This is a genomic window from Gordonia westfalica (assembly GCF_900105725.1).
In the GTDB taxonomy this organism is placed as follows: Bacteria; Actinomycetota; Actinomycetes; order Mycobacteriales; family Mycobacteriaceae; genus Gordonia; species Gordonia westfalica.
The window spans coordinates 1-25,153 of the sequence record NZ_FNLM01000027.1 but is presented as its reverse complement, the minus strand read 5'-3'; the positions used below and the strand labels follow the sequence as shown (position 1 = coordinate 25,153).

Annotated in this window: 52 protein-coding genes; 3 read left to right on the top strand and 49 right to left on the bottom strand. The window is 63.3% G+C overall.

Annotated features, from left to right (window positions below; genetic code table 11):
• Window positions 1-56: 56 nt before the first annotated feature.
• The 48 genes from BLU62_RS03935 to BLU62_RS03710 form a co-directional block, all read right to left on the bottom strand.
• Window positions 57-668, bottom strand: a complete 612-nt coding sequence (locus BLU62_RS03935) for a hypothetical protein (protein ID WP_139179951.1) — start codon at window positions 666-668, stop codon at window positions 57-59.
• A 194-nt stretch (window positions 669-862) separates the two neighbouring features.
• On the bottom strand, window positions 863-1,192 hold the full coding sequence (locus BLU62_RS34830; RefSeq protein WP_074848198.1) for an HNH endonuclease: 330 nt from the start codon (window positions 1,190-1,192) through the stop codon (window positions 863-865).
• Window positions 1,192-1,791, bottom strand: coding sequence for a hypothetical protein (locus BLU62_RS03925; protein WP_074848196.1), 600 nt, complete (start codon window positions 1,789-1,791; stop codon window positions 1,192-1,194). The genes BLU62_RS34830 and BLU62_RS03925 overlap by 1 nt, the downstream gene beginning before the upstream one ends.
• Window positions 1,791-1,997: a hypothetical protein gene (locus BLU62_RS03920; protein ID WP_074848193.1), complete on the bottom strand. Its 207-nt coding sequence runs from the start codon at window positions 1,995-1,997 to the stop codon at window positions 1,791-1,793. The genes BLU62_RS03925 and BLU62_RS03920 overlap by 1 nt, the downstream gene beginning before the upstream one ends.
• Window positions 1,997-2,581, bottom strand: a complete 585-nt coding sequence (locus BLU62_RS03915; RefSeq protein WP_074848191.1) for a hypothetical protein — start codon at window positions 2,579-2,581, stop codon at window positions 1,997-1,999. The genes BLU62_RS03920 and BLU62_RS03915 overlap by 1 nt, the downstream gene beginning before the upstream one ends.
• A 47-nt stretch (window positions 2,582-2,628) precedes the next feature.
• Window positions 2,629-2,961 (bottom strand): HNH endonuclease signature motif containing protein, encoded by a 333-nt coding sequence (locus BLU62_RS34825; RefSeq protein WP_074848189.1) that lies wholly within the window; start codon window positions 2,959-2,961, stop codon window positions 2,629-2,631.
• 301 nt (window positions 2,962-3,262) lie between these two features.
• Window positions 3,263-3,940, bottom strand: coding sequence for a hypothetical protein (locus tag BLU62_RS03905; protein WP_074848325.1), 678 nt, complete (start codon window positions 3,938-3,940; stop codon window positions 3,263-3,265).
• Window positions 3,937-4,143 (bottom strand): hypothetical protein, encoded by a 207-nt coding sequence (locus BLU62_RS03900; RefSeq protein ID WP_074848323.1) that lies wholly within the window; start codon window positions 4,141-4,143, stop codon window positions 3,937-3,939. Before BLU62_RS03900 ends, BLU62_RS03905 begins: the two co-directional genes overlap by 4 nt.
• Window positions 4,124-4,327: a hypothetical protein gene (locus tag BLU62_RS03895; RefSeq protein WP_139179981.1), complete on the bottom strand. Its 204-nt coding sequence runs from the start codon at window positions 4,325-4,327 to the stop codon at window positions 4,124-4,126. Before BLU62_RS03895 ends, BLU62_RS03900 begins: the two co-directional genes overlap by 20 nt.
• A gap of 556 nt (window positions 4,328-4,883) precedes the next feature.
• Window positions 4,884-5,642 carry a hypothetical protein gene (locus tag BLU62_RS33640; RefSeq protein WP_244278057.1) on the bottom strand — a complete coding sequence of 253 codons (759 nt, stop codon included), beginning with the start codon at window positions 5,640-5,642 and terminating at the stop codon, window positions 4,884-4,886.
• Window positions 5,639-5,839: a hypothetical protein gene (locus BLU62_RS03885; RefSeq protein ID WP_074848254.1), complete on the bottom strand. Its 201-nt coding sequence runs from the start codon at window positions 5,837-5,839 to the stop codon at window positions 5,639-5,641. The genes BLU62_RS33640 and BLU62_RS03885 overlap by 4 nt, the downstream gene beginning before the upstream one ends.
• The gene (locus BLU62_RS32820) at window positions 5,836-6,012 is read right to left on the bottom strand and encodes a hypothetical protein (protein ID WP_159441522.1); all 177 of its coding nucleotides are present in this window, start codon (window positions 6,010-6,012) and stop codon (window positions 5,836-5,838) included. Before BLU62_RS32820 ends, BLU62_RS03885 begins: the two co-directional genes overlap by 4 nt.
• The gene (locus tag BLU62_RS03880) at window positions 6,009-6,194 is read right to left on the bottom strand and encodes a hypothetical protein (RefSeq protein WP_074848251.1); all 186 of its coding nucleotides are present in this window, start codon (window positions 6,192-6,194) and stop codon (window positions 6,009-6,011) included. Before BLU62_RS03880 ends, BLU62_RS32820 begins: the two co-directional genes overlap by 4 nt.
• Window positions 6,191-6,412 carry a hypothetical protein gene (locus BLU62_RS32405; protein ID WP_139179930.1) on the bottom strand — a complete coding sequence of 74 codons (222 nt, stop codon included), beginning with the start codon at window positions 6,410-6,412 and terminating at the stop codon, window positions 6,191-6,193. Before BLU62_RS32405 ends, BLU62_RS03880 begins: the two co-directional genes overlap by 4 nt.
• Before the next feature lie 106 nt (window positions 6,413-6,518).
• Window positions 6,519-6,740 carry a RusA family crossover junction endodeoxyribonuclease gene (locus tag BLU62_RS33635; RefSeq protein ID WP_244278017.1) on the bottom strand — a complete coding sequence of 74 codons (222 nt, stop codon included), beginning with the start codon at window positions 6,738-6,740 and terminating at the stop codon, window positions 6,519-6,521.
• A gap of 149 nt (window positions 6,741-6,889) precedes the next feature.
• Window positions 6,890-7,276 (bottom strand): hypothetical protein, encoded by a 387-nt coding sequence (locus BLU62_RS03870; protein WP_074848055.1) that lies wholly within the window; start codon window positions 7,274-7,276, stop codon window positions 6,890-6,892.
• Window positions 7,273-8,142: a hypothetical protein gene (locus tag BLU62_RS03865; protein ID WP_074848061.1), complete on the bottom strand. Its 870-nt coding sequence runs from the start codon at window positions 8,140-8,142 to the stop codon at window positions 7,273-7,275. The genes BLU62_RS03870 and BLU62_RS03865 overlap by 4 nt, the downstream gene beginning before the upstream one ends.
• Window positions 8,143-8,346, bottom strand: coding sequence for a hypothetical protein (locus BLU62_RS03860; RefSeq protein WP_074848037.1), 204 nt, complete (start codon window positions 8,344-8,346; stop codon window positions 8,143-8,145).
• A complete protein-coding gene (locus BLU62_RS03855; protein WP_074848039.1) occupies window positions 8,343-8,636 on the bottom strand; it encodes a hypothetical protein in 294 nt (97 codons plus the stop codon). Before BLU62_RS03855 ends, BLU62_RS03860 begins: the two co-directional genes overlap by 4 nt.
• Entirely contained in the window at window positions 8,636-9,391 is a 756-nt protein-coding gene (locus BLU62_RS03850) for an RING finger protein (protein ID WP_139179928.1), read from the bottom strand. Before BLU62_RS03850 ends, BLU62_RS03855 begins: the two co-directional genes overlap by 1 nt.
• Before the next feature lie 196 nt (window positions 9,392-9,587).
• Window positions 9,588-9,836, bottom strand: coding sequence for a helix-turn-helix domain-containing protein (locus BLU62_RS03845; RefSeq protein WP_074848042.1), 249 nt, complete (start codon window positions 9,834-9,836; stop codon window positions 9,588-9,590).
• Window positions 9,833-10,240, bottom strand: a complete 408-nt coding sequence (locus BLU62_RS03840; RefSeq protein ID WP_074848052.1) for a hypothetical protein — start codon at window positions 10,238-10,240, stop codon at window positions 9,833-9,835. Before BLU62_RS03840 ends, BLU62_RS03845 begins: the two co-directional genes overlap by 4 nt.
• A complete protein-coding gene (locus BLU62_RS03835; protein ID WP_074848050.1) occupies window positions 10,237-10,962 on the bottom strand; it encodes a hypothetical protein in 726 nt (241 codons plus the stop codon). Before BLU62_RS03835 ends, BLU62_RS03840 begins: the two co-directional genes overlap by 4 nt.
• Entirely contained in the window at window positions 10,955-11,149 is a 195-nt protein-coding gene (locus tag BLU62_RS03830; protein WP_074847821.1) for a hypothetical protein, read from the bottom strand. The genes BLU62_RS03835 and BLU62_RS03830 overlap by 8 nt, the downstream gene beginning before the upstream one ends.
• The gene (locus BLU62_RS03825; protein ID WP_074847819.1) at window positions 11,146-11,415 is read right to left on the bottom strand and encodes a hypothetical protein; all 270 of its coding nucleotides are present in this window, start codon (window positions 11,413-11,415) and stop codon (window positions 11,146-11,148) included. The genes BLU62_RS03830 and BLU62_RS03825 overlap by 4 nt, the downstream gene beginning before the upstream one ends.
• Before the next feature lie 365 nt (window positions 11,416-11,780).
• Complete coding sequence (locus BLU62_RS03815; protein ID WP_139179898.1) at window positions 11,781-12,215, bottom strand: hypothetical protein; 435 nt, start codon at window positions 12,213-12,215, stop codon at window positions 11,781-11,783.
• Window positions 12,212-12,430, bottom strand: coding sequence for a hypothetical protein (locus tag BLU62_RS03810; RefSeq protein WP_074847813.1), 219 nt, complete (start codon window positions 12,428-12,430; stop codon window positions 12,212-12,214). Before BLU62_RS03810 ends, BLU62_RS03815 begins: the two co-directional genes overlap by 4 nt.
• Window positions 12,430-12,789: a YegP family protein gene (locus BLU62_RS03805; RefSeq protein WP_074847811.1), complete on the bottom strand. Its 360-nt coding sequence runs from the start codon at window positions 12,787-12,789 to the stop codon at window positions 12,430-12,432. Before BLU62_RS03805 ends, BLU62_RS03810 begins: the two co-directional genes overlap by 1 nt.
• Window positions 12,786-13,088 carry a hypothetical protein gene (locus BLU62_RS03800; RefSeq protein WP_074847809.1) on the bottom strand — a complete coding sequence of 101 codons (303 nt, stop codon included), beginning with the start codon at window positions 13,086-13,088 and terminating at the stop codon, window positions 12,786-12,788. Before BLU62_RS03800 ends, BLU62_RS03805 begins: the two co-directional genes overlap by 4 nt.
• Window positions 13,089-13,244: 156 nt before the next feature.
• A complete protein-coding gene (locus tag BLU62_RS32400; RefSeq protein ID WP_074847827.1) occupies window positions 13,245-13,592 on the bottom strand; it encodes a hypothetical protein in 348 nt (115 codons plus the stop codon).
• Window positions 13,589-14,419, bottom strand: coding sequence for a hypothetical protein (locus tag BLU62_RS03790; protein ID WP_074848069.1), 831 nt, complete (start codon window positions 14,417-14,419; stop codon window positions 13,589-13,591). The genes BLU62_RS32400 and BLU62_RS03790 overlap by 4 nt, the downstream gene beginning before the upstream one ends.
• On the bottom strand, window positions 14,416-14,802 hold the full coding sequence (locus BLU62_RS03785) for a WhiB family transcriptional regulator (RefSeq protein WP_244277997.1): 387 nt from the start codon (window positions 14,800-14,802) through the stop codon (window positions 14,416-14,418). Before BLU62_RS03785 ends, BLU62_RS03790 begins: the two co-directional genes overlap by 4 nt.
• A gap of 147 nt (window positions 14,803-14,949) precedes the next feature.
• Window positions 14,950-15,492, bottom strand: coding sequence for a DNA N-6-adenine-methyltransferase (locus tag BLU62_RS03780; RefSeq protein WP_244277996.1), 543 nt, complete (start codon window positions 15,490-15,492; stop codon window positions 14,950-14,952).
• Window positions 15,489-16,082 (bottom strand): metallophosphoesterase family protein, encoded by a 594-nt coding sequence (locus BLU62_RS03775; RefSeq protein ID WP_074847833.1) that lies wholly within the window; start codon window positions 16,080-16,082, stop codon window positions 15,489-15,491. Before BLU62_RS03775 ends, BLU62_RS03780 begins: the two co-directional genes overlap by 4 nt.
• Window positions 16,082-16,300, bottom strand: a complete 219-nt coding sequence (locus tag BLU62_RS03770; RefSeq protein WP_074847835.1) for a hypothetical protein — start codon at window positions 16,298-16,300, stop codon at window positions 16,082-16,084. Before BLU62_RS03770 ends, BLU62_RS03775 begins: the two co-directional genes overlap by 1 nt.
• Entirely contained in the window at window positions 16,297-16,734 is a 438-nt protein-coding gene (locus BLU62_RS03765; RefSeq protein ID WP_074847837.1) for a hypothetical protein, read from the bottom strand. The genes BLU62_RS03770 and BLU62_RS03765 overlap by 4 nt, the downstream gene beginning before the upstream one ends.
• Before the next feature lie 166 nt (window positions 16,735-16,900).
• On the bottom strand, window positions 16,901-17,110 hold the full coding sequence (locus tag BLU62_RS03760) for a hypothetical protein (RefSeq protein WP_074847839.1): 210 nt from the start codon (window positions 17,108-17,110) through the stop codon (window positions 16,901-16,903).
• Window positions 17,107-17,823, bottom strand: a complete 717-nt coding sequence (locus tag BLU62_RS03755) for a DNA-methyltransferase (protein ID WP_074847841.1) — start codon at window positions 17,821-17,823, stop codon at window positions 17,107-17,109. Before BLU62_RS03755 ends, BLU62_RS03760 begins: the two co-directional genes overlap by 4 nt.
• Window positions 17,820-18,065, bottom strand: a complete 246-nt coding sequence (locus BLU62_RS03750; protein ID WP_074847843.1) for a hypothetical protein — start codon at window positions 18,063-18,065, stop codon at window positions 17,820-17,822. The genes BLU62_RS03755 and BLU62_RS03750 overlap by 4 nt, the downstream gene beginning before the upstream one ends.
• A complete protein-coding gene (locus BLU62_RS32395) occupies window positions 18,052-18,234 on the bottom strand; it encodes a hypothetical protein (RefSeq protein WP_139179899.1) in 183 nt (60 codons plus the stop codon). Before BLU62_RS32395 ends, BLU62_RS03750 begins: the two co-directional genes overlap by 14 nt.
• Entirely contained in the window at window positions 18,231-18,479 is a 249-nt protein-coding gene (locus BLU62_RS03745; protein ID WP_074847845.1) for a hypothetical protein, read from the bottom strand. Before BLU62_RS03745 ends, BLU62_RS32395 begins: the two co-directional genes overlap by 4 nt.
• A gap of 159 nt (window positions 18,480-18,638) precedes the next feature.
• Complete coding sequence (locus BLU62_RS03740) at window positions 18,639-18,860, bottom strand: helix-turn-helix domain-containing protein (protein ID WP_074847852.1); 222 nt, start codon at window positions 18,858-18,860, stop codon at window positions 18,639-18,641.
• A complete protein-coding gene (locus BLU62_RS03735) occupies window positions 18,857-19,039 on the bottom strand; it encodes a hypothetical protein (RefSeq protein WP_074848319.1) in 183 nt (60 codons plus the stop codon). Before BLU62_RS03735 ends, BLU62_RS03740 begins: the two co-directional genes overlap by 4 nt.
• A 43-nt stretch (window positions 19,040-19,082) precedes the next feature.
• Entirely contained in the window at window positions 19,083-19,310 is a 228-nt protein-coding gene (locus BLU62_RS03730) for a hypothetical protein (RefSeq protein ID WP_074847847.1), read from the bottom strand.
• Window positions 19,276-19,851, bottom strand: a complete 576-nt coding sequence (locus BLU62_RS34820) for a DUF7304 family protein (protein ID WP_425284532.1) — start codon at window positions 19,849-19,851, stop codon at window positions 19,276-19,278. Before BLU62_RS34820 ends, BLU62_RS03730 begins: the two co-directional genes overlap by 35 nt.
• Before the next feature lie 3 nt (window positions 19,852-19,854).
• Window positions 19,855-20,766 carry a hypothetical protein gene (locus BLU62_RS03720; RefSeq protein WP_244278006.1) on the bottom strand — a complete coding sequence of 304 codons (912 nt, stop codon included), beginning with the start codon at window positions 20,764-20,766 and terminating at the stop codon, window positions 19,855-19,857.
• Window positions 20,767-21,567: 801 nt separating this feature from the next.
• Window positions 21,568-21,729, bottom strand: coding sequence for a DUF7324 family protein (locus tag BLU62_RS34815; protein ID WP_425284522.1), 162 nt, complete (start codon window positions 21,727-21,729; stop codon window positions 21,568-21,570).
• Window positions 21,726-21,980: a helix-turn-helix domain-containing protein gene (locus tag BLU62_RS03710; RefSeq protein WP_074847921.1), complete on the bottom strand. Its 255-nt coding sequence runs from the start codon at window positions 21,978-21,980 to the stop codon at window positions 21,726-21,728. The genes BLU62_RS34815 and BLU62_RS03710 overlap by 4 nt, the downstream gene beginning before the upstream one ends.
• 269 nt (window positions 21,981-22,249) lie before the next feature.
• Between BLU62_RS03710 and BLU62_RS34290 the strand changes: the two genes are divergently transcribed.
• The 3 genes from BLU62_RS34290 to BLU62_RS03700 all read left to right on the top strand — a co-directional run bounded on the left by BLU62_RS34290 (window position 22,250) and on the right by BLU62_RS03700 (window position 23,660).
• Window positions 22,250-22,372, top strand: coding sequence for a hypothetical protein (locus BLU62_RS34290; protein WP_280141512.1), 123 nt, complete (start codon window positions 22,250-22,252; stop codon window positions 22,370-22,372).
• An 866-nt stretch (window positions 22,373-23,238) separates the two neighbouring features.
• Complete coding sequence (locus BLU62_RS03705) at window positions 23,239-23,475, top strand: hypothetical protein (protein ID WP_244278056.1); 237 nt, start codon at window positions 23,239-23,241, stop codon at window positions 23,473-23,475.
• Window positions 23,472-23,660 (top strand): DUF3263 domain-containing protein, encoded by a 189-nt coding sequence (locus BLU62_RS03700; RefSeq protein WP_074847949.1) that lies wholly within the window; start codon window positions 23,472-23,474, stop codon window positions 23,658-23,660. Before BLU62_RS03705 ends, BLU62_RS03700 begins: the two co-directional genes overlap by 4 nt.
• 1,048 nt (window positions 23,661-24,708) lie before the next feature.
• Here BLU62_RS03700 and BLU62_RS34810 read toward each other — a convergent pair.
• Entirely contained in the window at window positions 24,709-25,047 is a 339-nt protein-coding gene (locus tag BLU62_RS34810; RefSeq protein ID WP_074848315.1) for a tyrosine-type recombinase/integrase, read from the bottom strand.
• Window positions 25,048-25,153: the final 106 nt, after the last annotated feature.

The following is a 25,153-nucleotide window of genomic DNA, read 5'->3' as shown; positions in this document are numbered from 1 at the left end:
GGCCCCAGGGTTGGCCAGGGTTCCGGGTCTGGACCCGGAACGACCAGCAGCACGGGTCACACGGCGTAGAGACTCGAGCGCGGATCATCCTTCGGAGGATTCTTCCGCTGCGGCACCGACGTTTCCCGCCGGCGCTTGCCACGGTTCTCCACCTCGTCGACATGCTCAACCTCGGCCCGCAGACGCATCAGCGCCAGCGGATTCAACCCGAGACGGTCAGACAACTGCCGCGCCTCCGCAGCAGCCTTCAGGTCGCCCTGCTCGGCACGAACCTTCCACCGCACATATTGCGCAACCTCACGATGCGTATGGGACTCTTCCCAGATCACCGCCTGAGGCGTCGACCACAGATCCGCCCACAACGCCTTCTCTGCATCAGTGGCCTGCTCAATCTGCAACTGCAACTGGGCCACCAGCAGTTCATTCTTGTTCAGATCGCGCCGCAGCCGGCCCTTCGCGCGACCATCGTCCTCACCCTCCAACTCCACCTGGAGTGACGCGACACGATCGCGAGCAACCTCGAGCATCGCCGACGCATTCACATCCGGAAGCAGAGGCCACTCAGGCGTAGCGCCCTCACGCCCCTCAGACGGCAGAGACCGGAAGTCCTTCTTCGGGTTGTTGCGGCGAGCACGCACAGACGGGTGCTTCGGAGCAGGTCCAGGCATTGAACTACCTCCCATTTCGGGATCGGAGGCCCTAACCATTTCGGCAGGGCCAGAGCGTACGGAACCCGTACGCAGGTCTTTCAGCAGTGCCTTCCGGGGCCGGGAGGGGGTGGGGTGGGGGGTGGAGGCCCTGGGTTCGAACGGGTGTTCGATGTAGCACCGGGTGCCCGAGGTTGTCACCCCGTTTCCGCAGGTCAGAGGCCTTTTCCGGCCTTGGCCTCGCGTTGGGTCTTGGGCTTGTGGCACTCGGTGCACAGAGTTTCGAGGTTGTCGAGATGGTTGGGGCCACCTGCTGCTCGGTTGCGGGTGTGGTCGGCGTGGAGAGTGCCGTCTCCGGGGTTGCCGTGGTGGCCGCAGCGTTGGCAGGTGTACTGGTCACGGCGGAAGCAGGCTGTTTGGAGCCTGTGGGGGACGTTGCGCCCCTTGGATTGGGGCCAGGTGGTTCGGTGTTTTGGGCAGTAGGTGTGGCCGACTGTGCGGGTGGTGCAGTCTGTTCGACCGCACTTCTTGGGTGCCCTCGGCATTACCCGGCATACCTCCATGCTTTTCGGGGCATGGTTCGTTCGATTCCGTCGGGATGTTGGATGACGGTGTGGTCGTCGCGATGGTCGACCAACGACGGGTGGGTGTAGGCGGCGCGGCGGCCTTCGGCCAGCATCCACGTGGTGATGGCTTCGTCGAGCGGGAGGGTGAGTCCGTCGATGTGCTCGAGCATCTGCTTGACGAGTGGTGTTCGGATGGCAACACCAACGGTGTGCCACAGGTTCGGCAGGGTGAAGTAGTTGGCGCCAGCGTTGTCGGCTTCGGTGATGGCCAGCCGGTACACGTCCTGCGCTTGGAGTGGGTAGCTGGTGCCGCAGTAGAGGGACACCACATCGGTGGGTGTGGAGGTGAGGGCTTCGGCCAGTCGGGTGTGGAAGTCGGTGCACGGGATGGCGTCGTCCTCGAGCACCACAGTCCAGTCGCTGTTGGTCATGGATGCTGCAGCCCATGCCCTCTGCCCATTGGCTGTGAGTCCCGATGCTTGGGTGTCGAGGACTAGGTCGGCATCCAATGCTTGGGCGAGTTCGTAGGCTTGGGTCTTGCGCCGTACGTCCCCGACGACAGCGATCCGGTACAGCATCAGTCGGCTGCGATGGCCTCGGCCGTGTCCCGCAGGATGCTGGCCACCTGGTCTCGCAGCCCCTCGATGGACAGCTCGTAGTTGACGTTGTTGCCGTCGGTGTGGACTTGGGTTGCGGTCACGTCGATTGAGGCGGTGCCGAGTTCGTGGAAGATCCCATCGACCATCAGTCCGAGCTTGGCGTTCAGAACTCCGAGTGCTGCCATCAGTAGCCTGTCCCCTCGTGTTGTCCTGTGTGCAGCAGGGTTTGGGTCTTCATCCACCCGAACTTCCAGCCCTGCTGCCGGAGCTGTGTGGACTTGACGCGTTCGGAGTCGGGTTGTTGGGGCCAGCCGTCGAGCCAGGCTTCACGTCGCCACACCGCTGGGTTGGTGGTGTGGACTAAGTCTTGGGCGATGTGGTCGCCGCGGTCCTCGATCACCCTGTGCTTGCCGAGCGCTTCGAGTCGTTGCCGGCACACCTCGAGTCCTTCGAGGACACCATCGGTCTCGTAGTCGTAGAACGGGTCTCGGAGTAGGGCGATCTGGGCGAGGTCTCGTTCGGTGTCGAGGATGTCTGTCAGCTCTTTGAGATCCACATCCGCAATGAACTGGAAGTCCTCTTCGACGAACAGTGTGTAGTCGCCGGCCATCACAGTGCAGGCCAGTTGCATGGTGTGGGCGTAGCCTCTGCCATGGCCTTCGATGACTGTGCCGTACTGGGACCAATGGTTGGTGTGGTCTCGGTTGTTGCTGTCGTCGATCAACACCACATCGGTTATGCCTGTGACGTGGTCGCGGATGGATGCCATGCAGGTGTCGATGTGGGTGCGGCCTCGGTAGCCGCCAACAACGAGCCTCACTTGCGTGCAGCCCATCGTTCCTGGGCCGCCAGCCTGGCACAGGATCGGCAGTGCCTATAACCCCTGCCGTCGATCCTTACGTTCTCGCCAGCGAGCGCGTGCCCCCGTTTGCAGTACCGCTTTCGGGCGTTGACTGCGGTGCGTCCAACGCCACGCATTGTGTTGACCACCGGTGTTACCACCTCAAGGTGTTGCGGGTTGCAACACCTAGTGTTCCGACACAGATGGTCGATTACCTTCCCATCCGCGATTGGCTCAACCAGGTACTCGTACACCCAGCGATGGACATACCGTGTGTGGTTTCGCCCGAGTGCGTTGTACCCAAACATCCCATGCCCGCTTCGGGCGTGACCGGCTCCGGTCCAGACCCAGCAGTCCGCCTCCCGCTCGCCCTTTACGACCTTCGGGAAGATTCGAGTTGCGAGCACCTCGTCTGATGGGTGAGGGGTGTCGCGGTATCTGTCCGCGATGTAGTGCCGCTGGCACATCCCTCGCCATCGCGACTTTCGGTCGCATTCCGACACCGAGCAGGTAGTAGGATCAACCACGTCAGACTCCTTCATAGTCTGTCCACAGCCCGGGACGGTTGCCGCCGTCGCCGGGCCCTTCTTATGCATCGGATTATACGCTCTACTTGTGACGAAATGCGCTGTGCGCGTGTTCGTTGGAGTGGTTCCACGCCCACACCAGTTTGTACGGGGTGACAACTCTGGGGCCTGTCACATGCCGGTCAGCCCATGTGGTGTAGCAGGTTTCGTTGAACACACCCATGTCGCCGATGTCCGTGGAGCGGTCGGTCTTGTCCCACAACTGGAGCATGTCGGTCAGGAACTCGACGACAGTCTTTCGGTGGCCGCCGATCACGCCCGGATTCAGCAGAGTCAAGTCCTCGTGCTCGTTGATCCACGCTGCTTGTGAAGGATGTTTGCGGCGCATCCAACTGCATCCGACAACGGTGTGTTCGAACCCGACGAACATGGTGCCTGGCCGGCAGGCGGGTGGGGCGTTGATCAACTCCACGTCGGTGCCATCCACGCACCACACCTCGTCGAGGCTGGTGTTGGATTCAAGGTAGGACAGGGTGTTTCGCCACCGCGCGATGTAGACGTTCTCAGTGGACGCGGGAACGCGGACGACGGTGATGTTGCTCGTGGTGCCCTCATCCACCTCGTCGGCGAGGACGATGAGAGGGTGGCCTTGTAACGAGCCAGCCAGTGTGCGTATCGGGTCGAGTGTTGCGGGGAGCTTCACTCCGGGGCGTTGCGGATCGACAGTCGAGGTGAGCAGTGAAGTGATGGTGACAGTCACTGGGCTCCTCGGGTTCGGATGATGGGGTCTGCGATCAGCTTGGGGTCGACGTCGCGGAGGCGTCGGTTCTGGTCTTGTTCGGCTTTGAGGATGGCCGCTTTGCTGATGTGCAGGAGGGTGGCGATCTGGTCGTAGGTGTGGCCGTTGGTCAAGAGACGCCAGATGGCGCAGGGCTCGACCGGCTCAGGACCCGGGATGTTCACCAGTGCTCACCCATCGGCTGTCCTTGAGGGACGAGAACGGTAGGCGAATGGTGACCGTCGAGATATCCTCCACGTCCACGTTGACGTCGATGTCAGCGAGGATGATCCCGTTGATGGGTTCACCGTTGACCAGAACCTTGCGGTCCTTGGTCAGTTCGATCTGGTTCATGGTGGGGTCAGGCATCAGCTGGCTCCTCGGCCTGGGTGCGTGGTGTGTCTGGGTGTTCGGGGTCCAACCTGCACACCTTCGAGCAGTGCCGGTGCCGCACGTGGTCGCAGTGCAGGCAGCGGAACAGGATCAGGCTAGGTGAAGTCACGGTGGCTCAGGTCCTCCATCACAGCGCAGATGCCGCAACCACATTCGGCGCGGGCCTGCTGCTCATACGACAACGCGGCTGCTTTGCGCATCTGCCTGGCCTGTATCCACGTGGCTGGCATGACCACAGCCCGCACCAACTGGGCAGCAAGGAGTTCAAGCATCACAATGTCTCCAAGCCCCCGACAAGGCTGGACAAGAGCCAGTCACGGGTTGTTTTCGACCTGACGTCACTGGCATGGGGGTGTGAGGTCGGTGGCGCGGACCCGCACCGCGCATCCCCCTGGACAAAGCAGGAGGGAAGAAAAAAGCCCCGCCAGTCACGGATGACGACGGGGAACAAAGGTTTTCAGGTGGCACATCTCGCGCCTACGCGGAGCGTACCACTATTGCCTGACTTAACGCGTCAAGTCATCTCGGCATGTCATGAGGCTCGTTGCCTGCGCTGATGCTTGCCGTGGGCTGTGAGCACATCGCCCAGCAGATAGAACTTGGTCCCAGACGCGTGGTCGACACTGTCCGCCTTCAGCTTTCCCTGGTTGATCAGAGTCCGCATACGGCGGGCATTGAGCCCTTCGCCCATCTCCCCCAGCTTGTGAGCCACCGTGTCGATCGTGGACAGCGTGACGACCTGCTTGTATGCCGCAGCGACTTTCACGTCATCGACATTGATCGTGTCATCGGGGGGCAGGTCCACCATCGCTGTGATGTCGTGGGCGAACCCCTCGATCTCATCGGCCCACTCGACGCAGCCCTCGGTCATGGCGAAGGTGATGACATGCACCCGTAGCCATCTTGTGAGCACGGATAGGGCGCGGTCGTCATAGCCCACGGGGATGCGCTTCTCGTCGGCCTGTAGTGGGCCAACGAAGGCGGGCCGGTGGGTGTAGCCGACTGGCATGTAGTCCATGCCTCGCGTCTCGCAGGTGTGGCGGACGGCGGTGGTGAGAGTGTTCTCCAGCTTCGCCGCAAACTCCTGCGCACCCTCATGGGCCGGCGCCTTTGCTCGCAGCTTCTTGGGGCGGCGGAATGACGCGAGGTCCCGGCGTCCGATTACTGCTCTGCGAGTGAGGGTGTCAGCCAAGTCTTCGAGGTGTGCCTCGATCGTGACCAGCGCCTCGGTGAGGCGGCGTTGCCCGTAGCGATCCAGGAAGAGTCCGCTGGTGTCGTGGTCGTTGTTCACTGCTGGGTCTCCTTGGTTGCCGTGAGCCATGCTGTCGCGTCGAAAGGGTCATCGGGTATCTGCCAGAAGTCGGGGTCGTATCCGGCGGCGAGGGCCACCGCGAGCTTGTCCTTGTGTGGCCCGTTGTAGCTGCGGTAGTGGTGGCGGGCTCGGGATGGCTCCCGCAGTAGCGGTACCCGATTCACAATGCGGGTCACAGGGACTCCTCGATGTCGTGTTGCAGGTATCCATCACGCGATAGCCGCCAAGTCACGGTCTCGGCGACGTAGCCGCGCATGTCCCGGATTTGCTCTGTGGTGAAACCGTCGAGTTCGTTTTCGATGGCGTGTTCTACGGCGCGGAGGAGGGCTGCCGTGCATGCCGCGGTCATGACGCCACTTCCTCACGCAATGCGGAACATTCATCCAGTGCCCGGTGGTAGTCCCGGAACACCATCCACTCATTCCAGGTGTATCGGCTTCCGTCACGCCAGATAAGGCGGCGTTGAAGCTCCCACAGCTGCAACCCGTTCAGGCCGTCACGGGGAACGACGCGGTACTCGTAGCGGCTCATGGGGTCTCCTTGATCGTGCAGGGGTGGCAGTAGGGGTGGGCTTGGAATGCGGGGGTGTGGAAGCGTTCGTAGCCGACATCGAAGGTGCTGCCGCAGGGGCATTCGGCTGCGATTTGGCCTGCGTGGTTGGTGCCGGCCAACCGGGACCGCACCGCCGCAGTGTGGGCCGGGTAGTTGCGGGCATCCACATTCACCATCGACTGCACGGGGCGGCTCACGACTCCTCCTCTTGGCATTCGGGTCCACACGAGACGGGTGGAGGACAGTCGCGTTGGCACACGAAGCACCAGGCGGGTGGGGTGAGGGAGAGAGCAAGCTGGTCGGTCACTGCGCCTCCTCGATGTGTAGTTCGAGCCACAACCGGCCCCGCTCCCCCTTCTCGGCGGGATGGATGGTCGGCATCTGCTTGGTCATCAGATCCGGTGTGTCATCAGCAACCAGGCCGGCGTCCACCAATCCGTCGCAGGCGGCTTTCAATGTGGGGACAAGGTTGTCGGCGTCGCGGCGGCGAACATCACGTGGCGTGTAGTGGAGGCTGACGTCCACGTGGGCGCAGTTTTGCGGCACGCGCGCATTCCGGGCTAGGACGTACACCGCTTGACGCACAGAGGCCACCACAGCCGCCTTCTTCCGCCAATGCATGCGCTGATTCTCAGTGAGGGGTGGACGTGCGTAGGGCAACTCGACAATGACGCTCATGCTGGCCGCCCGTCGATCTGGATACCGAAGTTGCCCGCGAAGTTCGCGATCTTCCGGTCGATCTTCGCCTCATGCAGAGCGCGCTGTTCCGGATCGGCCTGCGCCCGAGATGACCACTCCTGGCGAACCTCTCGCGCCCACTGCACGATCTCACCCGGCTCCGGGGCGTCTTGATGTTTGATGGCGCGGCGCTCCACAGCCTCCAGTAGCTCAGGTAGGTCGAGTTTGTAGCGGGCGAACATGCGAGCCCACACGATCGCGATCTCCTGGGCTTCCTTCTCGGACTTCGGGCGGATCGCGGTGCGGCGGTGGACAAACGCGGTGTGCTTGAGTACTTGGCCGGCGTCTGCCACGTTCTGCGGTGTGAGGTCGATTCGGTTCATGAGAGTTTCCTCTGTGCTTCGGTGGCTGCGGCTTGGGCGGGTTGGATGACGCTGGTTTCCCAGATGTCGGTCTTGGTGGGTTCGGCGGTTCTGCCGTTGTTCTTCAGGACGTCGGAGACGAGGTGCGGGAGGAGTCCGGGGTGTCCGTCACGGTTGGCCCATCTTCGAAGTGCTTCCTCGATGACGGGGCGGTCGTAGTGGCGGAGTTTGCGGATCTCGTTGACGAGTGCTTGTTCGACTTTGGCGGGGAATCTTTGGCCGACGTGAGTGCGGATGAAGGTCAGTTCTGTCGATGAGCCTTTGGCGGGGGTTGTGCGTGTGCTCGTTTCGATCTCGCTGGGCACGTAGTCGTCGATCGGCGGTTCGTCCGGGAGGGGCACACACTCTTCCCCCGTTCCCTTTCCCCCGTTCCCTTTCCTACTTCCGGCGCCGAAACGTCCGACACTTTCGTCGGAGATTCCGTCACTGTCGCTCGGAGATTCCGCATCTACGCCTTGACCTGCACCTTTGGAGTTCGCGACGGCCCGCTCGGCTGCTTCGACCAGCCCTTCGCGTGGCTTAGCTCTTTTCTCGGTCCGCTGATGCTTGGACCACGACGGGATGGCGTAGAAGGGGCGTCCTTCGTGCCGGAAGTACACGACGCCGAAGTGGTCCGAAACGTCCGAGAGAAGTCGCGGATAATCCGACACCGGTATTTCATCGTTAGGAAAGGCGAACCCGATGACCCGAACCGGAGTGGCATCTCCGATGCCGTAGTCGTCGGCCCAGTTCCACATTGCGATGAACAGCAGGCGGGTGCGCAGGTCTGCGCCGGCGGTGTCAGCCGAGTCCCAGAAGTCGGGTTTGATCGTTCTAATTCGTGGCACCTACCGCACCTCCCCTCGTGGTGGGGTGTAGTCATGCCGGTACTTGCGACCCAACCCTTCGGGAGTGGCCCAGTGTTCGCGGCCGGTGTGGCAGTTGCGCATACGGATACCGCGGTTGCCGAGGCCGCTGGCGTCGGAGTCAGCAACCACCTCGTAGGGGATGCCGGTCTTTTTGTGGGTCCAGAACGATCCTTCGAGGCTCACTGTTGGTCCTCCGCCCCATCAGCGAACGACCGGATCGTGCGTTCAACCACACCCATCCGCTGGGCGACAACCTGTGCGCACACTGCATGGCGGGCGTCCATTTCCCACTGGTAGCGGGCTTCGGCGTGCACCACGTCGGCGGCGGCGTTCAGTCCGGAGGTGCGGTCTAGGCCGTGCGCCCGGATCAGCTTCGCCATGTCCTCGGCCTGAGGCATTGCCTGCTCCACGGAGACCGGTGCCTGGGTTGCGATGTACTCGGCTAGTAGGGATTCCAGAGAAGGAACAGACATCAGGCCACACCCCCGCCTTCGGGAGAACGGTGGTAGCCGTCAGGGTGTGGCAGATACCCCGCCGTCCAAAACCCGTAGCCGTGGTGCTTCCGGTCAGCGCCGCGACAATCAGGCTCAGTGCAATAGGTGACAGGCAGACCGTTCTCATCGAGACCGCGGCGAGCAGATCCGGGGCAGGTCAGCTCGAACTCGCCGTCGTCTCGATGTACCTCTCGGTCGTACTCGAAGGCGGCGTGGCGGCACTTCTCACGAAGGTGGAAGGTCACCGTCCCGAGGCCATACAGGTTGCGTTCGAATGTGATTACGCGCTGCCGCCTGGTTACGGGCTCTTGGCAGGACGGGCAGACGCCGGGAGTGCCATACCGCTCGAAGGTCTTGCCGCTGTGTTCAGCGATGGTGTCGATGACCACATGCTGGCAGGGCATCAGATCGCGGCAGGTGCCGCAGATGGGGTAGTGCTCGGCAATCCTCGGCCAGCCGACGTCCTTCCAGAATCCGACTGACTTCCGGTCGGTGCCGGTGGTTGGTTCTGCGTCGGTCGCTGTGTGCTCAACTACCCATACGGTGCGGCCGTCACGTGTGTCTTCGCGGACGCTGACGATTCGGCGGAGGGTGCCGGGGTGTGTTTGGGTTGCATCCCGGATTACAAGTTCACCCACCTCTGGTGCGCGGTAGGTCCACTGGACGCCCATGGCTTGGAGGCGGTTGTGCCTCCATCGTGGTCTACTCAGGTAGGTGGAGATGTAATCTGTCATTGGCTGAACTCCTTCGCAGTTCGGTCAGTGGCCGGGGTGTTCACAGCACCCTGGCCACCCCTCATTCTACCCCCGATGGTGGGGTTTTCCCGTTGTGCCACAGCAGGATTCGCGCCTTCGGGTAGCAGGGGTGGGAGTATCCGGAGTCGGGGTAGTAGCCAGTCGATGACGGCTTCGAGGGGGTTGCAGCGGCAGGTCACAACTCACCCCCGACGGTGTCTTGGCGAGCGTCATTCGCTGTATTCAGCGCGACAAAGAGTCGGTCCCAGGTTGCTACCGAGGCACCGGCGCGTCCGTTGATGACCTGCGACAGGTGCTTTTCGCTGACGCCGGCGCGACGCGCGAGATCGCCCTGCGAGACTCCGGTCTCGGCAAGTCGGGTCCTCAGTGCGACGGCGAGGTTGTCGGCGAGCGATCCTGCACGCCACTCCGGAATGTCGCTCACGACTCACCCCCGACGATGCGGGCGAGCGGCTTCCATATCTCATAGACCGGTTCGTCGTGGTGGTGTTCCGTCCACGACCACTCGGCGATTAGCTCCCGTACCCGTTGGATGGTGGCGTCTCGGTTGGCGATGCGGGACTGTAGTTGTCCGTGCCGGTATGCGGCAGCATCGAGGTCCGCCTTCGCCTGGTCGAGTTCGGCGAGCAGAGCGGGCACCAACTCGGGTGTAGCGGCAATGAACTCGGCGTCGGCGGAGGACGTGATCAGCCCTGCAACTCGCGGACCCCATACGCTCCCGGCGAAGACGCCGACAGACTCGCGTGTGGTGCCATCCCAGGGTTCTGCTTCCCACGGCCCGGGTGTGATGCCTTCGAGCAGCTTCCTTGCTTCCTCTGCGGCGCTCATCGGTCACCCCGCAGAAGCCCAGCGATATGGGCGGCAATCTCGCGACACTGCCGCCCCGGCGCAAACCCTTCGCGGCCTTCATCCCACTTCCGATAGGCCATATCCATTTCGGCGGCGTCACTTTCTCGGGTGCGCGCTGAGTCGTGGGTGCCGATTGGGCCGGGGTATAGGCGTCGGTACAGCTCGCGGGCGATCCTCTCCACCACATCGTCTGCGGTGGCCTCAGATTCGAGACGACGGGCAGCATTGCGGAGTTCGTCGGCGTTGAACGGGCCGAGAGCCGCTTCAGCACGGAATTTGACTCCCAACTTGAGTGCCCGGTCGATCAGGATGTTCGCCGCGAATCTCAGGTGCTCGGGGTTGCCGGCGTCCGGTGCGGGGAGGTCGCGGGCTTTCTCTGCTTCCGCCCGCCAGTGATCCCGATCAGCAGCGACAGTGGTGATACGCGCGTCGATCTGGTCGGACCACGACCCCGCTCCCGCGCGTAGGTGGCGGTAGATTTCAGGGTGGCGCAGTATCCGCAGGTAGGTGTCGGCTTGCTGTCTCAGTGGCGACATAGGACGCAGCTGGTCTTCGAGTTCGGCGATGCGTGCCTCCGCCTTCTCCAGGAGTCGCCGGTCCACCAGATACGTCGGACGCCCATACCCATCACGGGTCACATAGCTGTTGCCGCCGTGGATGATCGGGGGATCACCAACAGGACCGAAACCGATGTCAGACATCGAATGCCGCCTTTCTGACGAAGTCGTGGCCCAACAGCTCCCCTAGGGCCAGGCGTGTGATGTGGGCGGTGCGTTCGCGCGCCCGGTGAGAGTTGAAGCCGCAGAGGCATTCAGTGCCGTGGAAGTGGTGCACGCTCTCGACCGCGTATAGCGCCTCAGCGACCGCCTTTTCGTCTGCGTCGCTCATCTCGGCTCCTCCGCAACATCAGCAGCAGACGCCAGGGCGGATGCGAGTTCGCGGGCATCCTCAGGCGTATTGCGAGGGTCCTCGAAGTAGAGCCGCACCACCCGCTTGCCTCGGGCGGCCATCACTTCCCCGTCCAGCCACTCGGCGCGGTCGTCGTCTTCGCCGCCCGGTTCCGCCTTGGGTAGTAGGTGGTAGTGCTCAGACAGAGCAGCGATGACGTGGGCAGTGGTAGTGCTCAGACAGAGCAGCGATGACGTGGGCACCATGCTCGGCGTCGTTGATGTAGTAGTCGGGGCCGCAGGTGCAGCACACGCCACCTGCCCACTCGTACGACTGGTGTGCCGCCGCGATCTCGGCGGGTGTGGGTGTCATGGGGTATCTCCCAACTCGTCAGAGGAATAGATGAGGGGTGCGGTGCGGCAGGGCCATTCCTGGTAGCAGCCCGAGCACAGCGTCAGGTGTTCGGGATCGGTACAGTCGTCGCGTTCGGGGCAGCCGTCGAGCCGATGCAGTTCCCGGAGTGGTGCGAGGGCTTCACGGGCACCACGCAGGGCGTACCTTCCCGGGCCGACGAAGTGCGAGACGCCATGCGGTTCACACGCCCTCTGTGCTGCGTCTACGGCGGGATCGGTCATGACTCCCCCCGCAGCTTTGCAACTACCCATCGGGCGACATGGCCGACATCTTCGGGATGGACGGTGCCGTGAGGTGTGTCCCCGTAGGGCAGCCACAGCGACACCGCGTTCTGGTCCAACACCTCGATGATGGCGTCGCGTACTTGCTCGGCTGTGAACTGTTCGGCCTTCTCCACCACATCGTCTGCGGTGGCCTCAGATTCGAGACGGTCAGCGGATAAGCGATTGACGTCAGCATTGAGGGCGGCACGGTCGTTGCATACCTGGTCGAAGATGAGCCGCTTCCTTCTCAGCGCCACTTCGAGTTCGGCGATGCGTGCCTGCGCCTGCTCCAGGTCTTCGGCCGGCACCAACGTCTGCCCGTTCGACCAATCAACAGGTCCGGGTGGGAAGAAACCCGGTACAGCGGACACACCAAGGATGCGAGTCATGACACACCGCCGCCGTTCAGGCCCAGCCGATCTCGCAGTTCGTCACAGAGAGGACTGCCGTTCAGGTTGTATGTCTGCTCCGTGAGGGCGATGGTGAGTGTGCGAATCTCGTAGGCGATGGCGAACCATGCGGACTGCTCAGCCGTCATGGCCGCGTAGTTATCGGTGAAAGGGTTTCCCGGCAGGTTGCGGGATACGGGGTTGTCCTCGCTCATCAGTAGAGTGCTCCGATCTTGTCGATGTCTCCGTGGCGGTCGAGGATCACCACACGCCACGGGCAGACGAGCATCTGCCGTTCTTGCCCACGCGGGACCACGTCGTAGTTGATGCCACCAACCTTCAACCGCGCCGCGTACTGGGTGTCGATGGCGTTGAGAGCCCCCGACCTACGCCGATAGCCTTCCCCCTGAGCGAGGATCTGACCGTTGCGGGACTTACACCGCCAACGCCACTCGGGATGTCTGGCGACCACGCTCTTGGCATCGAGGTCGACCTGCAAGATCTCGTCCTCGTACACCTCGATGGTGCCGCGATACTCAGACACCTTCTCCGGGATGTTCTCGTAGACGATCACTGGACCTCCACCACCCCACCCACCAGAGCGGCCTGACGCTTGGCAGCGCGCACCGCATTCGACTTCGTGTCATACGTTTTCGGGGAGATGGCGCCGGCGCTGCCGTTGCGGGCGATCTGCGCCCACTGGTAACCCTTCCGGGTTCTCGTCACCACCACACGCACAGCAGTTCTCGCCGACGCCAAGGGCTGCACGACGTAGCCGCCATTGCCACCCGAGCCTCCGCCGACAGCCTGCACCTTGACCACCTCAACCGCCTTGAACGCCTCGCCGTCGAAAGCCTTCTTGTTGTTGCTCATTCGTTGTCTCCTTTGGTTCTCCCCACGCAGGGGATGTGTCGTGTCTTCTCTGCACCTGTTGCGGGGGAACGGAGTACGCAAAGCTCCCCCGGCCTGGCCGCGCACTCAGGGCACGGCCTCTCGATCGCCCCCCACAGGAGGTAGGACTCCGGAACCTCAGCCCACCGCATCGCACACCTCGACCCCGCCGGCATCATCGAGCAACGCCCACCGGCCCGACAGCAGGACAGCCACATCGCTGGACGGCTGCCGGAACTTCGACACCAACCAGCCCTTCGCGTACGCCTGCGCCGGATTGCGGCCGATGAAGTCATGGCAGCCGCGGCACACCAGCAGACAATTCGACAGGGCGTTGATCTGTGGGTCTTTCGATCCGCCCATGCCGCGGTTAGCTCGGTGGTGATAGTCCTGCCCTGTGCCGGTACACCAGTCGGTTTGGACTTCGCAGCGACCCATCGCCCGCACCGCAGCAGCAGCCTTCACATCCGCAGAGAAGCCCGTCATGACGCCGTCTTCCTCTGCTGCCACGCCACCGACGTCAACGCTGCCGGACAACGCCGCCCATGCCGCTCATACCGGCGCTTCATCGACGCCGGCAGCATCCCCACCCGACGCGATGCCTCCTCCGCCCCAACACCCATCGACAGCAGATACTCGAAGTCGGAGAACAGGTCTTCGGCAGTGCGGGGTTTGTCCACCACTTCCGGCTCATAGGTGGGGTCATCGATACGGTCCTCATCCCACGCCAACGGAGGCAACCAACCTTTCGCCTTCGCCCGATGCCGCGCCTTCCGATCAGTTCCGGGAACCATCTGCAACTGCGCGAACAAGGACGTCACATCCCGTGCTCGACGAACCGCAATGTTGCGGGACTGTCCGAGGAACAACTCCGAAGTGCTGCCATTCTCCGGCCAACCCAGACGGCTGATCAGATCCGTCTGCGAATACCCGTTCGCCACCAACGCCTGCAATCGGCGGGTTGTGCCCAGGGCGGGGACGCGGTCCTGTCGCACAAACTCGACACCGGTACGCGGAACAGGGATTTGGAGGATGCGGTCGGCGGTAGCTTGGCGGACCTGTTTGCTCGGACCGTATCCGCGTTGCCCGTACAGCAGATGCTGGATGGTGCTGTGCGGGACGCCGAACTCCTCTTCGAGCCGTTTGTTCCCCACTCCTGCGTCACGCAGCTTGAGGATGTGCTCGCGTACAGGCTGGGCGTCGACCAGGTCGGGAGTCCAACGTCCGTAGGCGCGTTGCCGGCGGTGGTGTTGGGCGTAGTGCATTTCGCACATGCCGCGCGCTTTGACGGGCTTCCCGCATTGGCAGGTCATGCCGCCCCCTGCTTCCACATGGCCTGACGTTCACGCGGAGTCGTACCCCCAACCACACCGTGCGGTTCACGGTTGTCCAACGCCCACTGCAAACACACCTCCCGGCGGTCACAGCCGGCGCAGATCCGTTTCGCGTCAGCGGTTTGCGTCACCCCGTAATGGGAGGGAAAGAACGCGTCCGGGTCTGAGGAGGCGCAGGGAGCGCCCTCATGCCAGGCCGGCGGTTTCGGCAGATCAGAAACATTCCGGTTGCGGTTCAACACATTCGCACCGGGGAACGTGTTCGACGACCCCAACGCCTGCTTCTTCTCGTCCAGGGTGTTGGATCTTCTGCCCTGATCCATTCGGGTGGTGGAGGGTTCGATGTGGAAGCCGTTACTCATGGGTGTATCTCCTGAGGATGTCTTGAGCGTCGTGATGGGCCAGGCAATTCGGGCATGGGATGATGTCGCCGGTGCGGTCTCCCCAGCGCATACGGACCATGTGGCCGTAGCCGAGATCGAAACCACACACCCCGCAAATAGGGCGGCTCATGACGCCTCCTCGAAGAGGGATGGTTGGTCGTCAACTGCCGTGATCGACCAGCCATGGACGAACGCGCCAGGGAGTCCGCTGTCGAGCAGTCGGCCCGCGTCATCTGTCCCGTATGCGACGAGGCAGGACGGTGCGCCGCTGTTCGCCGCGGCCTTCGATCCATCGCGGTGGTGGAAGGTGAGCCGCCCTTCGAGGAACAGCACTGCGGTCGCCCGCCGCCACACCTGCGCCTGGAATCCGGCGGTCTCGGTGCGGGCGAAGATCAGTGCGGTGCCGGTGCCGTGGTTGGCGAGCCGGTCGAGCCACCGCCACACATTGGAGTAGGGCGGGTTGCACCACACGCGCCCTTCCCACGGCAGTGTGAGTCCGTCGTCGGGTAGTCGGTAGTGGTGGCGTGCGGTCGTCCAGTTCGCTTCTGCCGGTGCGGCGCACGGGTCGAGGTCGAACGGGCCGAGGGCGTCGAGGACGTGCGGTGGTGTCAGCCACACGTCGTCCCCGGTGGTGGCGCACTGATGCGATCCCATCGCCCGCCCGCTCACGACGCCTCCTGTGCGCCGAGTTCGTCGGCCAGGGTGGTTTGCGCCGCATCATGATCCGGGACAGACATGATCGCCTTCCCCTTCTCCTGCACCTCACGAGTCAGCGGCACCAGCACCGCAATCCCGGCAGTCTTCAGATCGACATTGCGGGTGGTCATCGCCCACTCGGCGAACTCCTTCGTCACCATCCCCGCAGCCGTCACAGCCTCAGCCAGTTCGCGTTGCGCCCGCTGCGCCGGCGTCTGCTGACGGTTCCGGACCTCCTCCGACGACGCCACACCCTTCTTCGTGTCCGCCGCCAACGCTGCGACGATCGCCCTCCCCCACGCCGCGGTCTCAGCGTTCTGCATCTCCGAGTCACGGGTGAAAGATGTGGGGCCGGGGATGGGTTCCCACGCGGTACCGATACCGGGACGCTCATCATCCGGCGTGCGGTAGGCGGCGGCGGTGAACGCGAGGAAGCTCTTGCCGCCAACCTCAAGAACTTCGTATCGCACCTGCTGGAGAGAGCCGGTGGGGTGCTGGTTGCGGAACTCAACAATTCGGGTCGCGACATCGACGTAGTCGAGGGGGCCTTTGTAGTCGGGCATCAGAGGTCTGCTCCCGCCCTGGAGGGGATGACCTCGAACCCGTTGCCGTCAGCCTTGATCCAATCCCCCGGAAGGGCAGTCACACCATCCACCCGTAGCTGGAGTTGGTGGGGTTTGGGGCGGACGATCATGCCGCCACACCACACGGCGATGTCGAGCATCGTGCGGTAGCGGTCAGACCACGAACCGCTGCTGGGAAGCTGTCTCACAGAGTTCACAGCGCACCACCGAAAGATCCGAGACGGCTGCTGCGTCGGCGGAACTCGCCCTCATCCTGGACCGTGACGTGGTACCGGGTGGTGGCGCGGGATTCCAGAACCTCCCGCAGTGAAGCGGCCTGCGCGAGGGTGGCGTGCACCTGGGCGCGCGCTGCGACCTCCGAGTGCTGGGTGGTCGTGAGGTTGCGGTCGTGCTCGATGAACGCGAGCATCCTCTCCGCTTCGGCGTAGTGCTTCTGCGCCGGGGTGACTTCCGGATTGATCAGGGCGTAGGCGATGCCGTTGGGCGACATCATGCATTCGCACTTGCCGACCCCGCACGCACCCCCCGGATCGGTGCCGTGCGGGTCGATGCCGTGGCCGCACTCCGGGCACAGGACGACATCACGCCCTGTGAGCCGGAACAGTTCGTCCTGGCTAATGTCTTCGGTCATTGTTGTCTCCATGGGTCTTGTTGCCCGTAGGCAGGATTGGGGAACAGTTCTTCCGGCTCGACCGGGTCGTCCGGGAGAACATCTCCAGGTCCGGGTAGGTCGTAGGGGTATTGGGGGCCGCGCCACCGGAACCCGCCGGCAGCATGGGTGCGGTTCGACATGAACCTCACGCCGCCGCCTTCGCTCTCGCCACCAACTCGAACAGCCGCTCAGCCACCAGGCCTGCACGATCAACGGGGGCCTGGGGGTGGTCGGCGTCGGGCCAGGTGACGAACTCGGTGCGTCCGTTCACCCACGCCCAAAACAGGTGGAGGTCTGGGAGGTGTTGCACCCACATGTCGACACCGTCGATCTGGCGGTGCTCCGCGGCACTCATGACGCATCCCCGAAGTCGAGAGCCATCGTCTGATTACTGAGGCGTTTCGCAATCAGCTCGCAGTAACGCTCCTCAAGCTCGACACCGACCGCCTTACGGTTTTCGTTCGCCGCAGCAATCAACGTGGTGCCCGAACCGGCGAACGGGTCGAACACCGTTTCCGAGGCGTTCGTGAACAGGCGCACCCAGTCCTCCACCATTGGCAGCGGTTTCGCCGTCGGGTGACCGGTGTTCTGCACGACGGGGTACGTCCACACGCCAGCCTTGCCACCCCCGTTCCAGGCCGGTTTGGTGTCGGCGCGGTGTAGAAATGAAATCGCTTCCCAGCCTTGCCCGGGACGGTCGGCACTGATCTGCGGCATCGGGTTGGGCTTCACCCAGACACCGATGCGCAGCGAGCGCAACCCGACCGGCGGACCCTGGTCGAAGGCGAAAGCGTGCGCGTAATCAAGCGACGTGACCACCCAACTCGCCGAGACCCGCCCACACTCGGCGAGTACGGCCCGCAGGTCAGCGTCAGAGATCGCCGCGAACGTGACGGCCTTTATGCCATGACCAGCACCCCTGTTCGTCTTTGCCATTCCGTGTGTGCGTTCGGTGTACGGCGGATCCGTGATCACCACATCGACCGACCGATCTGCCATGTCTGCCATGACCTCTCGGCAGTCGCCGTGGTAGAGGGTGACCAGGTCGTCCTGGTAGTAGATGCTCATGGCTGGGCCTCCTGCGCTGCGAGGAACACCAGCACGTGATCGCGGGTGATCCATGGCGACGATTGCGGCTCCACCTTCAACACCCGACGCCCGTAGAAGTCGGTGAGGACCGCGCTACACCCGGCAGCCGAAACCTGCATCGAGGACATGAAGCCGTGCGTGAATGCCTCGGAAGCGAGGTCGGCTTCCACCTCCACGATGTCGCGTGCCGTCCGAAACGCCTGCATGTCAACGACGCTCACGGGTCACCTCCACCGCGCACGGCTCACACACCGTCACGTTCTTCCCCGCCCGCCCATCCGGGAACACCAGGTATTCGCGGACGTAGCCGATCAATGTGCCTACGGGGTAGTCGGTGCGGCATTTGGGGCACCAGCCGGCATAGCGGGCTTCCACTGCACCGCTGCTCACTGGTCGACCCCCTCGTCTTCGATGTCGTAGGAGCGCTGGAGGATTGAAAGCAGCGCGTACTCGACCGACTTCGAGTCCTGCTTGGCTGCGTAGTGCGCTATCTCTGCACGCAGCCAGAGGAGTTGCGCCTCCTTGCGCTGGTAGTACTTGTCGAGCTGGTTCTGGGTGTGTTGTGCGTCGGCGATCTGCTGCTGCACGATCGCGCCATACAGCTCGGACCCGAAGATGGTTTCGGCCCCGCTCACTGGTCGACCTCCTGGGTGGGCATGCAGAACCCGACCACCGTCATCAGCAACAGGACCGCGACGATCACGAACGCCACCAGTTCTTCCGGTCCGAGAGGTGGGAGGATCGCCCACACCCCAACACAAGACACGCATACGCGGGAACCCAGATCGCGGCCTTCACGACGCCGCCCTCTCACCCGGAGCCGGCTGCGGCAGCGAGTTCCGCCACCGCACACACTCTTCGTGGTCGATAAAGTACTTGCCGCCCCCCTCACGCAAGGTTCGGAACAGGATTCGCCCCTCGACATACTCGCGGCGAAGGGTCTTCTCGGAGACTCCCAGGATTTGGGCGGCCTCCTTCAGGGTGTACTGAAGGGGCTGAAGGTTTCTGTCGTTCATGACGCCTCCAAGGTTCTGGTGGGGATGGGGGTTCGCTTGAGCAGGGTGAGCAGCGCATCGATGTGCTGCCACAGTTGCGGGCGGGTGAGTTCGATGGCGTCGTCCTCACCCGGCGGAAAGATCACGAAGACGGGTTCCCCTGTGGCGGGAATGGTCGTGACGTGATGGGTACCCGTCAAGCCGTCGATGGGATGGGCGGAACCTCATGCAGCGGAAGATCACTCATGCCGCACCGCCGATGATGCGTTGCAGGACGATCCGCCCCGACGGAGTCAGATCACCGTGGGCCACCAGATCATTGAGGGCAGTGCGCAGCCGACTCGACTTGAGTGCTTCGCGTGCGGCCAACACCATCCAGTACTCCGGCGACTCCTCCGGGTCGAACGGGCGTAGCGGAGACGACTGCTCCCACGCCTTACGCGCAGCCTCCACAGCAGGATCGGTGCTCATGCCGCACCGCCGATACGGTCCAGGTGGGAATCGTCCGGCCCAGGCCACACAATCCGCGACGACCGCTCCACAACCGCTGTCGCACCATACGATTCGATGAGCTTGGCCCTAGACTTCGCGGAGGACAACGACTTGTACTCGCGCTTAGTGGACGGCCAGTGGAAGCGTCGACTCCCGAACTGCGCGATATACCCGGATCGGGGTCCCACCCCTCGGGTTCCCAGTCAGGGTTGGGGTACCCGAACTCCTCACCGGTGTCGTCGGTGTAGAAGGTCAGTGCCCCTTCGGGATAGCTCGTGATCGCAACTCGGTAGAGGTAGTAGCCGCCGCTGGGCTCACGCCAGTCCGGATCGGCCTCCTGCATTGCTCTGTACACGTCGCGTAGCTCGGCGAGCGTGAGAACCACTTCACCCCGGCCGGACGGGGACTCAACCGACAGGTACGCCAGGTCGAGGCCGCTCACCTCACCGAGCGATACGTGGACCTTCCTGTTTTCATCTGCTACTACAGGGACTGGATCTGCGTAGTGCGAGAAGGACATGAGTCAGACCGCCTCGGGGAAGGACTCGCGCGTCCAGGCCCCGCCTCTGGGCATCTGCAGCTTGGACGTGTTCCCACCACGGCGCCAGTGGTTCCAGGCCATCACGAAGTAACCAATGAGATCACGGTCGCTGACGTTGACTTTGCCTTCGCGGATACGATCGAGTCGGTCACGCAGGGCGAGAATGGGATTGCCGGACTGGAGCCCGGCGCCTGAGTAGAGTCCTTCGCTGAACTCGCGAGCCGCTTCGCCGTCGATCAGTCGGAACTGCAGCAGCACTGCAAGGGTCACGCTGGGTCGGCACTTGACGCGCCGGAGACGCTGACTGGCAAGGTCCTGAAGGATGGCCATCTCGACCGGGTGCTCGGCGGCCCAGGCGACTACCTCCGGGTTGCTGATCTTGCTTGCGACCTTCTGATCGCCGAAGAACGCCATACGCTGCCACTCCAGGTAGACCCGGATGCCGCCTGCGACGATCCTCGAATCAGTCGAACCAAGAAGCCCTTCGAGGACCAGTTGGTCGCCGGCCGTCCGGGTTGTCCCTTGATCCATCGTGCTTTGTGTGTCTGCGGGGAGCCCGCGTACAACCAGGAAAGGAATGGCCGGAAAGTTGTCGTCCATCCGGGCGAGTGCAGTCAGCCGGTGCTGCCCATCGAGGAGGACATCATCGATCGACCACTTGATGGCTTCTCCGTTGTACTTCCAGCGTCCGGAAGTCATCTCGGCCATGAGACGCACTACCTGTGACTCTTTGATCGGTCGGTTGTGTGTGTTCTTCGCGAGTACACGACGCGCCATCGCCGGGTCGACGAAGATGGTCGACGCCGACGGCTTCTGCGGTGTCACACCGACGGACGCGAGATGCTGGCTCTTACGGTGGAAGTCGCCTTCGGAAGTTTTCTGCCAGTTCGACATGGGCTATCCTTCTAGTTGTGTGATGACGCTGTTGAGTGCGTCGCGGACGCGGATCAGATCGCTGAGGTTGGACGCCTTGATCTGGTCCTTGTTCCTTTTCAGGCGGTCGTCGGCGGCGAGCCGGTTGACCGATTCGACAGCGCGCTTCAGGTTGAAAGTCGCGGAGTCGAAAGCATCTGTGATGGGCCGACGCTTCGGCGTGGCCGGTTGTGCCGGTGCGGGGGTCGGCGTGGGAGCGTTGAGTTCAGCGAGGGCGGCATCGGTGAAGCCGGGGGCGATCTCGACCGGCTCGGCCTCAACCTCGGCATCGATGTCGGGTTCCGGATCGATCCGGCGGCTGCCGATCTCGCTACGGATCGCCGCCGCGGTCGGCCTACCCCGGTGGCCTCGTTGACCTTCGCCATAACATCCACGGCTTCAGCGGGGTCAAGGCCTGTCAGCTCCCGCGCCTGCCCCTCATTGGCCGGAAGTGCCGGTGTGTCACCAATTGGTGACGTCGCCATCTCCAGGGCGGCTTCCATGCCGTCAACAACGGTCGCCGCACTCATGAGGTCATAGGCCCGCTTACGGCTAAGGTTCCACCGGCTCTGGCAGTACACCTCGAACGACGCATACTCGTGCCGATAAAGGCGATCGTCACGGATCTTCGCCAGGGCGCGGCCTATCTCGATGAACGACTCGAGACCTCGCTCGATGACAGACTCTTGCTGCTCGAGGTCATCTCTCAGTGCTGACAACTGATCGGCAGCGGCGACCGGCTCGCCGGGCAGATAGCTCGGGTAGCTCATCGGTTCACTCCCTCTACTGGTTTGGTGACCGGGGCGGCTCCCCCCGCCCCGGCCTGCGCGGGCTCCTGCGAGAGGGAGGGGCCTGCGCGCTCCCGCACCGGCAGCGGTCAGCACGGGAGTGATCTACGAAGTCGGCAACGAGTGCTCGGACAACCGACCGCGGGTGCTCGATCACGCGACCACCCGCCGTTGATTGCTATTACGTCCATTGCTAGCGGATGCGTGCTCCACGAAAAGGAGATGCAGAGGCACGTCGAGAGCCTCCGCGATGCGTTCGGCCAACTGCGGTGTGCACGTGGTCTTGTTCTCGGCGCAGAGGTGCCCAATGAAGCTCTTTGAGCATCCGGCATACCGCCCAAGCCTGGCCATCGAAAATCCGCGCTGGTTCATCAGTGCTCGGAGAGTGTCCCCGGATGTGAGTTTCATCCAACTGCCTTTCGGCCATCGTTTGTATGACGCCACTTCATCCTCCATGGTCAACGGTTGGTGTCAACTGTCGATGGATAAAACATACGACACTGGTAGACGCTTACGCAAGTAATCACAGCGTTGTAGTTCCGCAGCCAGCGGATATGATGGCGTCCAACACTGGATGAAACGGTCAACGGCAAAACGCCAATTCGGCCGTTGTGGGGTAGACGGATGGGTGAGCGAATGACTAGCGACGTTCATACTCGGACGGCAGGCTCTGAGTCGTGAGCAAATTGTGGGAGTTCGTCCAGGCCCACCTGGACAGGACGGGAGCATCCGAGGCGGCGTTCGCACGCCAGATCGGTAGCATCCCGCAGACTGTCAACTCGTGGAAGAAGCGCGGTTGAAGCAGCTCCCCGAAGTCGCCACTCTCCGTGCGATCTCAGAGATCACCGGCGCCAACTACGCGGACATCATTTCGGCCGTACTAACTGACATCGGGTACATCGAGGACGGCGAGCTGCCTACGGAGGCGATTACACCGAACGACCATCGGCAGATCGCTTTAGCAGCTCACCTACTTGTCGAGGCGGTTCCGAATATCGACGAACTTGATATCCATTCGAGGACGTCTTTACGTTCGTTGGACTGGTCGAGCAGTCCGCGGACTTCTTGGGCGCACTGGTCTCCATCAGGTAGATGACGCGACGGCGCAGGAGATTGTGGCCGAAGCCCGGAAAGCCGCGAGCAAGTATCGGCGGCTAGCACGGAGGGTGGCGGCTTCGCTCACAGGTGATGACGCGTCGGCAGATCGCCGACCGTCCGAGAGCCTGGAGGATTCCGATGCCCTACCAACTGATTCGCCCGCGTCGCCGGGAGCACCGGGCGAAGCGAGTGAAGAGCAGAAGACCACAGCCGGCGGCAAGGTCACAGCCTTGCCTTCCCGGAATCAAGTCCCCAAACCTGAGCGGCCGAGGATGCGAAGGCCGCCCGCAAGCGGAACCCACGGTTCAAACCCCAAGACCCTGACGAATCTCATTGATGTTATTCGAGGTCAGGGCCGTTTCTGTCAGAGGTGCATGTTCTATTTCGGACATGAACTGGCATCCCTGGCGGTCAGCCGCGATGACTACCCGCACATCGCGATCGACTGCACACAGCGACTCTCACCCGGAACGATGGGCTCAACGGCGAGCGCACCATCTGGATTCACCGCGGCCTCACCCAAGCGGAGAGACGGTGCACCCTCACCCACGAGCTGCTGCACCGGGAGATGCCTGACGCTGATGAGGACACGATTGAGCGTGAGACGGCTCGCCGGCTGATCACACTCCCGCAGTTGGTGGACGCCTTCCGTTGGCTTCGTCACCCGTCACTGCCTGAGCTCGCTGAGCATCTGTGGGTGGACGAGCAGACGGCGTGGACGCGGATGCAACACCTGGACCCGATCGAGGTCGCCGAGATCGAAGCGGCGACCGAGGGTGACTGGTCGTGGAGTGACGTCGCATGACGGACGAAGAGAAGGCGATGCTCGACCTGGCCGGGCGGAGATGGAACTACGCCGGCAACCTCGAGCAGAAGGTGCGAGACGAGTTCGGCATCAGCCTCACCCGGTTCTGGCAGATTGTGAACCGCCTCCTGGACACTCAGGAAGCTTTAAGCTACTCACCGCAGGTGGTGAACCGTCTGCGGTGATTACGAACCCGGAGAACCCATGAAACGCGCCATCGCCCTGGCAGCAGCAGCCTCTTCACCACCACCCTCGGCGCAGGAGTAGCCGACGCCGCACCCGCGACATCACCCCGACCATCGCCTTCCCCGGCGAACACGTCCGCTACTTCTTCTCCTCCGACACCCCACGCAACGACATCGCCTACTACGCGGCCGGCGGACGTCTCGTCGTCGCCAAAGATGTGGTGTTCCAGCCCACACTGATCAACATCGGTCCGGGCCGCGCTACCACACCCACCGGGCGTTCACCTCACCCGCCGTCAGCTCATCGGTTCGTCGATGCAGACGCGTGGATGGTCGGCGCAGTGTCAGGTGCAGTTGGATGGCCGGACTGTCGACTCGGCGTATGTGCCGGGTCGCCGATTCGCCAACGCCAACTGCTAGACGTCGGGAAGCGCGAGTAGTTTCTCGAGTTGCCCGAGGGCGGCGCGGTGAGGTCGGTGGAGGTGTGCGCGTACTGCCGGTGCGACGTAGTGGTGGTGTGCCCAAGATGGCCATTCGGGTGGCTTCCTCCACGCCGGCCTCCTGCAGGAGGGTGGCGACAGTGTGGCGGGCGGCGTGCTGATCCGGCGCGTCCTCCACCTTCCCCACTACCGCGGCTTGTACACACAGCTGCTTCCAAGCGAGGGTGTCGTCGCGGGGCTGGATGGCCGCCCCATCGTCCGGGTGAACACCAACCCCTGCGACGGGTTGCCTTCTGCTCCACAATTCGGTGAGCGCAGCAACCACGGCGGCAGCAAGGGCACCAGCCGACGCGACCCGACGTCTTCGTGGGCACCAGGCACGCCGTCCAGTGCACCGGGGTGAAGGTGAAGGTGTCGGGACGTCGAACGCTTCCGCGGATACACGTCACCTTGCGGGCGAGGGCCTTTCTTCAACTTCAACCGGGCCAACTGCCACGAGATGTCAATGACACCCACACCGAGTCGACACGATCCAGGTGAGGCCCAAAGCTTCGGCTTGGCGGGCACCGGTCAGTAGGGCCAATGACCAGCGGGCTGCGTCTGTTGCGTCACGTGACGCCACATGCAGAAGCACTGCCCGTGCCTGCTCCACAGTGAGGGAACGCGCTCCTCGGAGCGGCCTGGGGCGGTCCATACGCTCGCACGGGTTGTTGCCGATCTTCCCGTCTTTCACTGCATCCCCAACGCTTTCGCCAACACTGAGTAGGCGGCTTGGGCGGTGCGGGTGGTGTGTGCGTCGGCGACGTGGTTGACCATGCGGCGAACATCAGTGGGGGTGAGCTTCCCAGCTTCTTCGACCCGACATGCGGGATGAGTTGGTGTTTGATGGTGGACCGGTAGGTGGCGAGGGTGCGGGGTTTCAGGCGTGGCGCGGCGATCGTGTCCACCCAGTAGTCCAGCCACTGGGCGGACGGTGATCTGGCCGGCGTTGGGGAGGATGCCGTTCGCGAGGTCTTTCCGCATGGCTGCGAGTTCGGCCACGGCGTCGGCGTA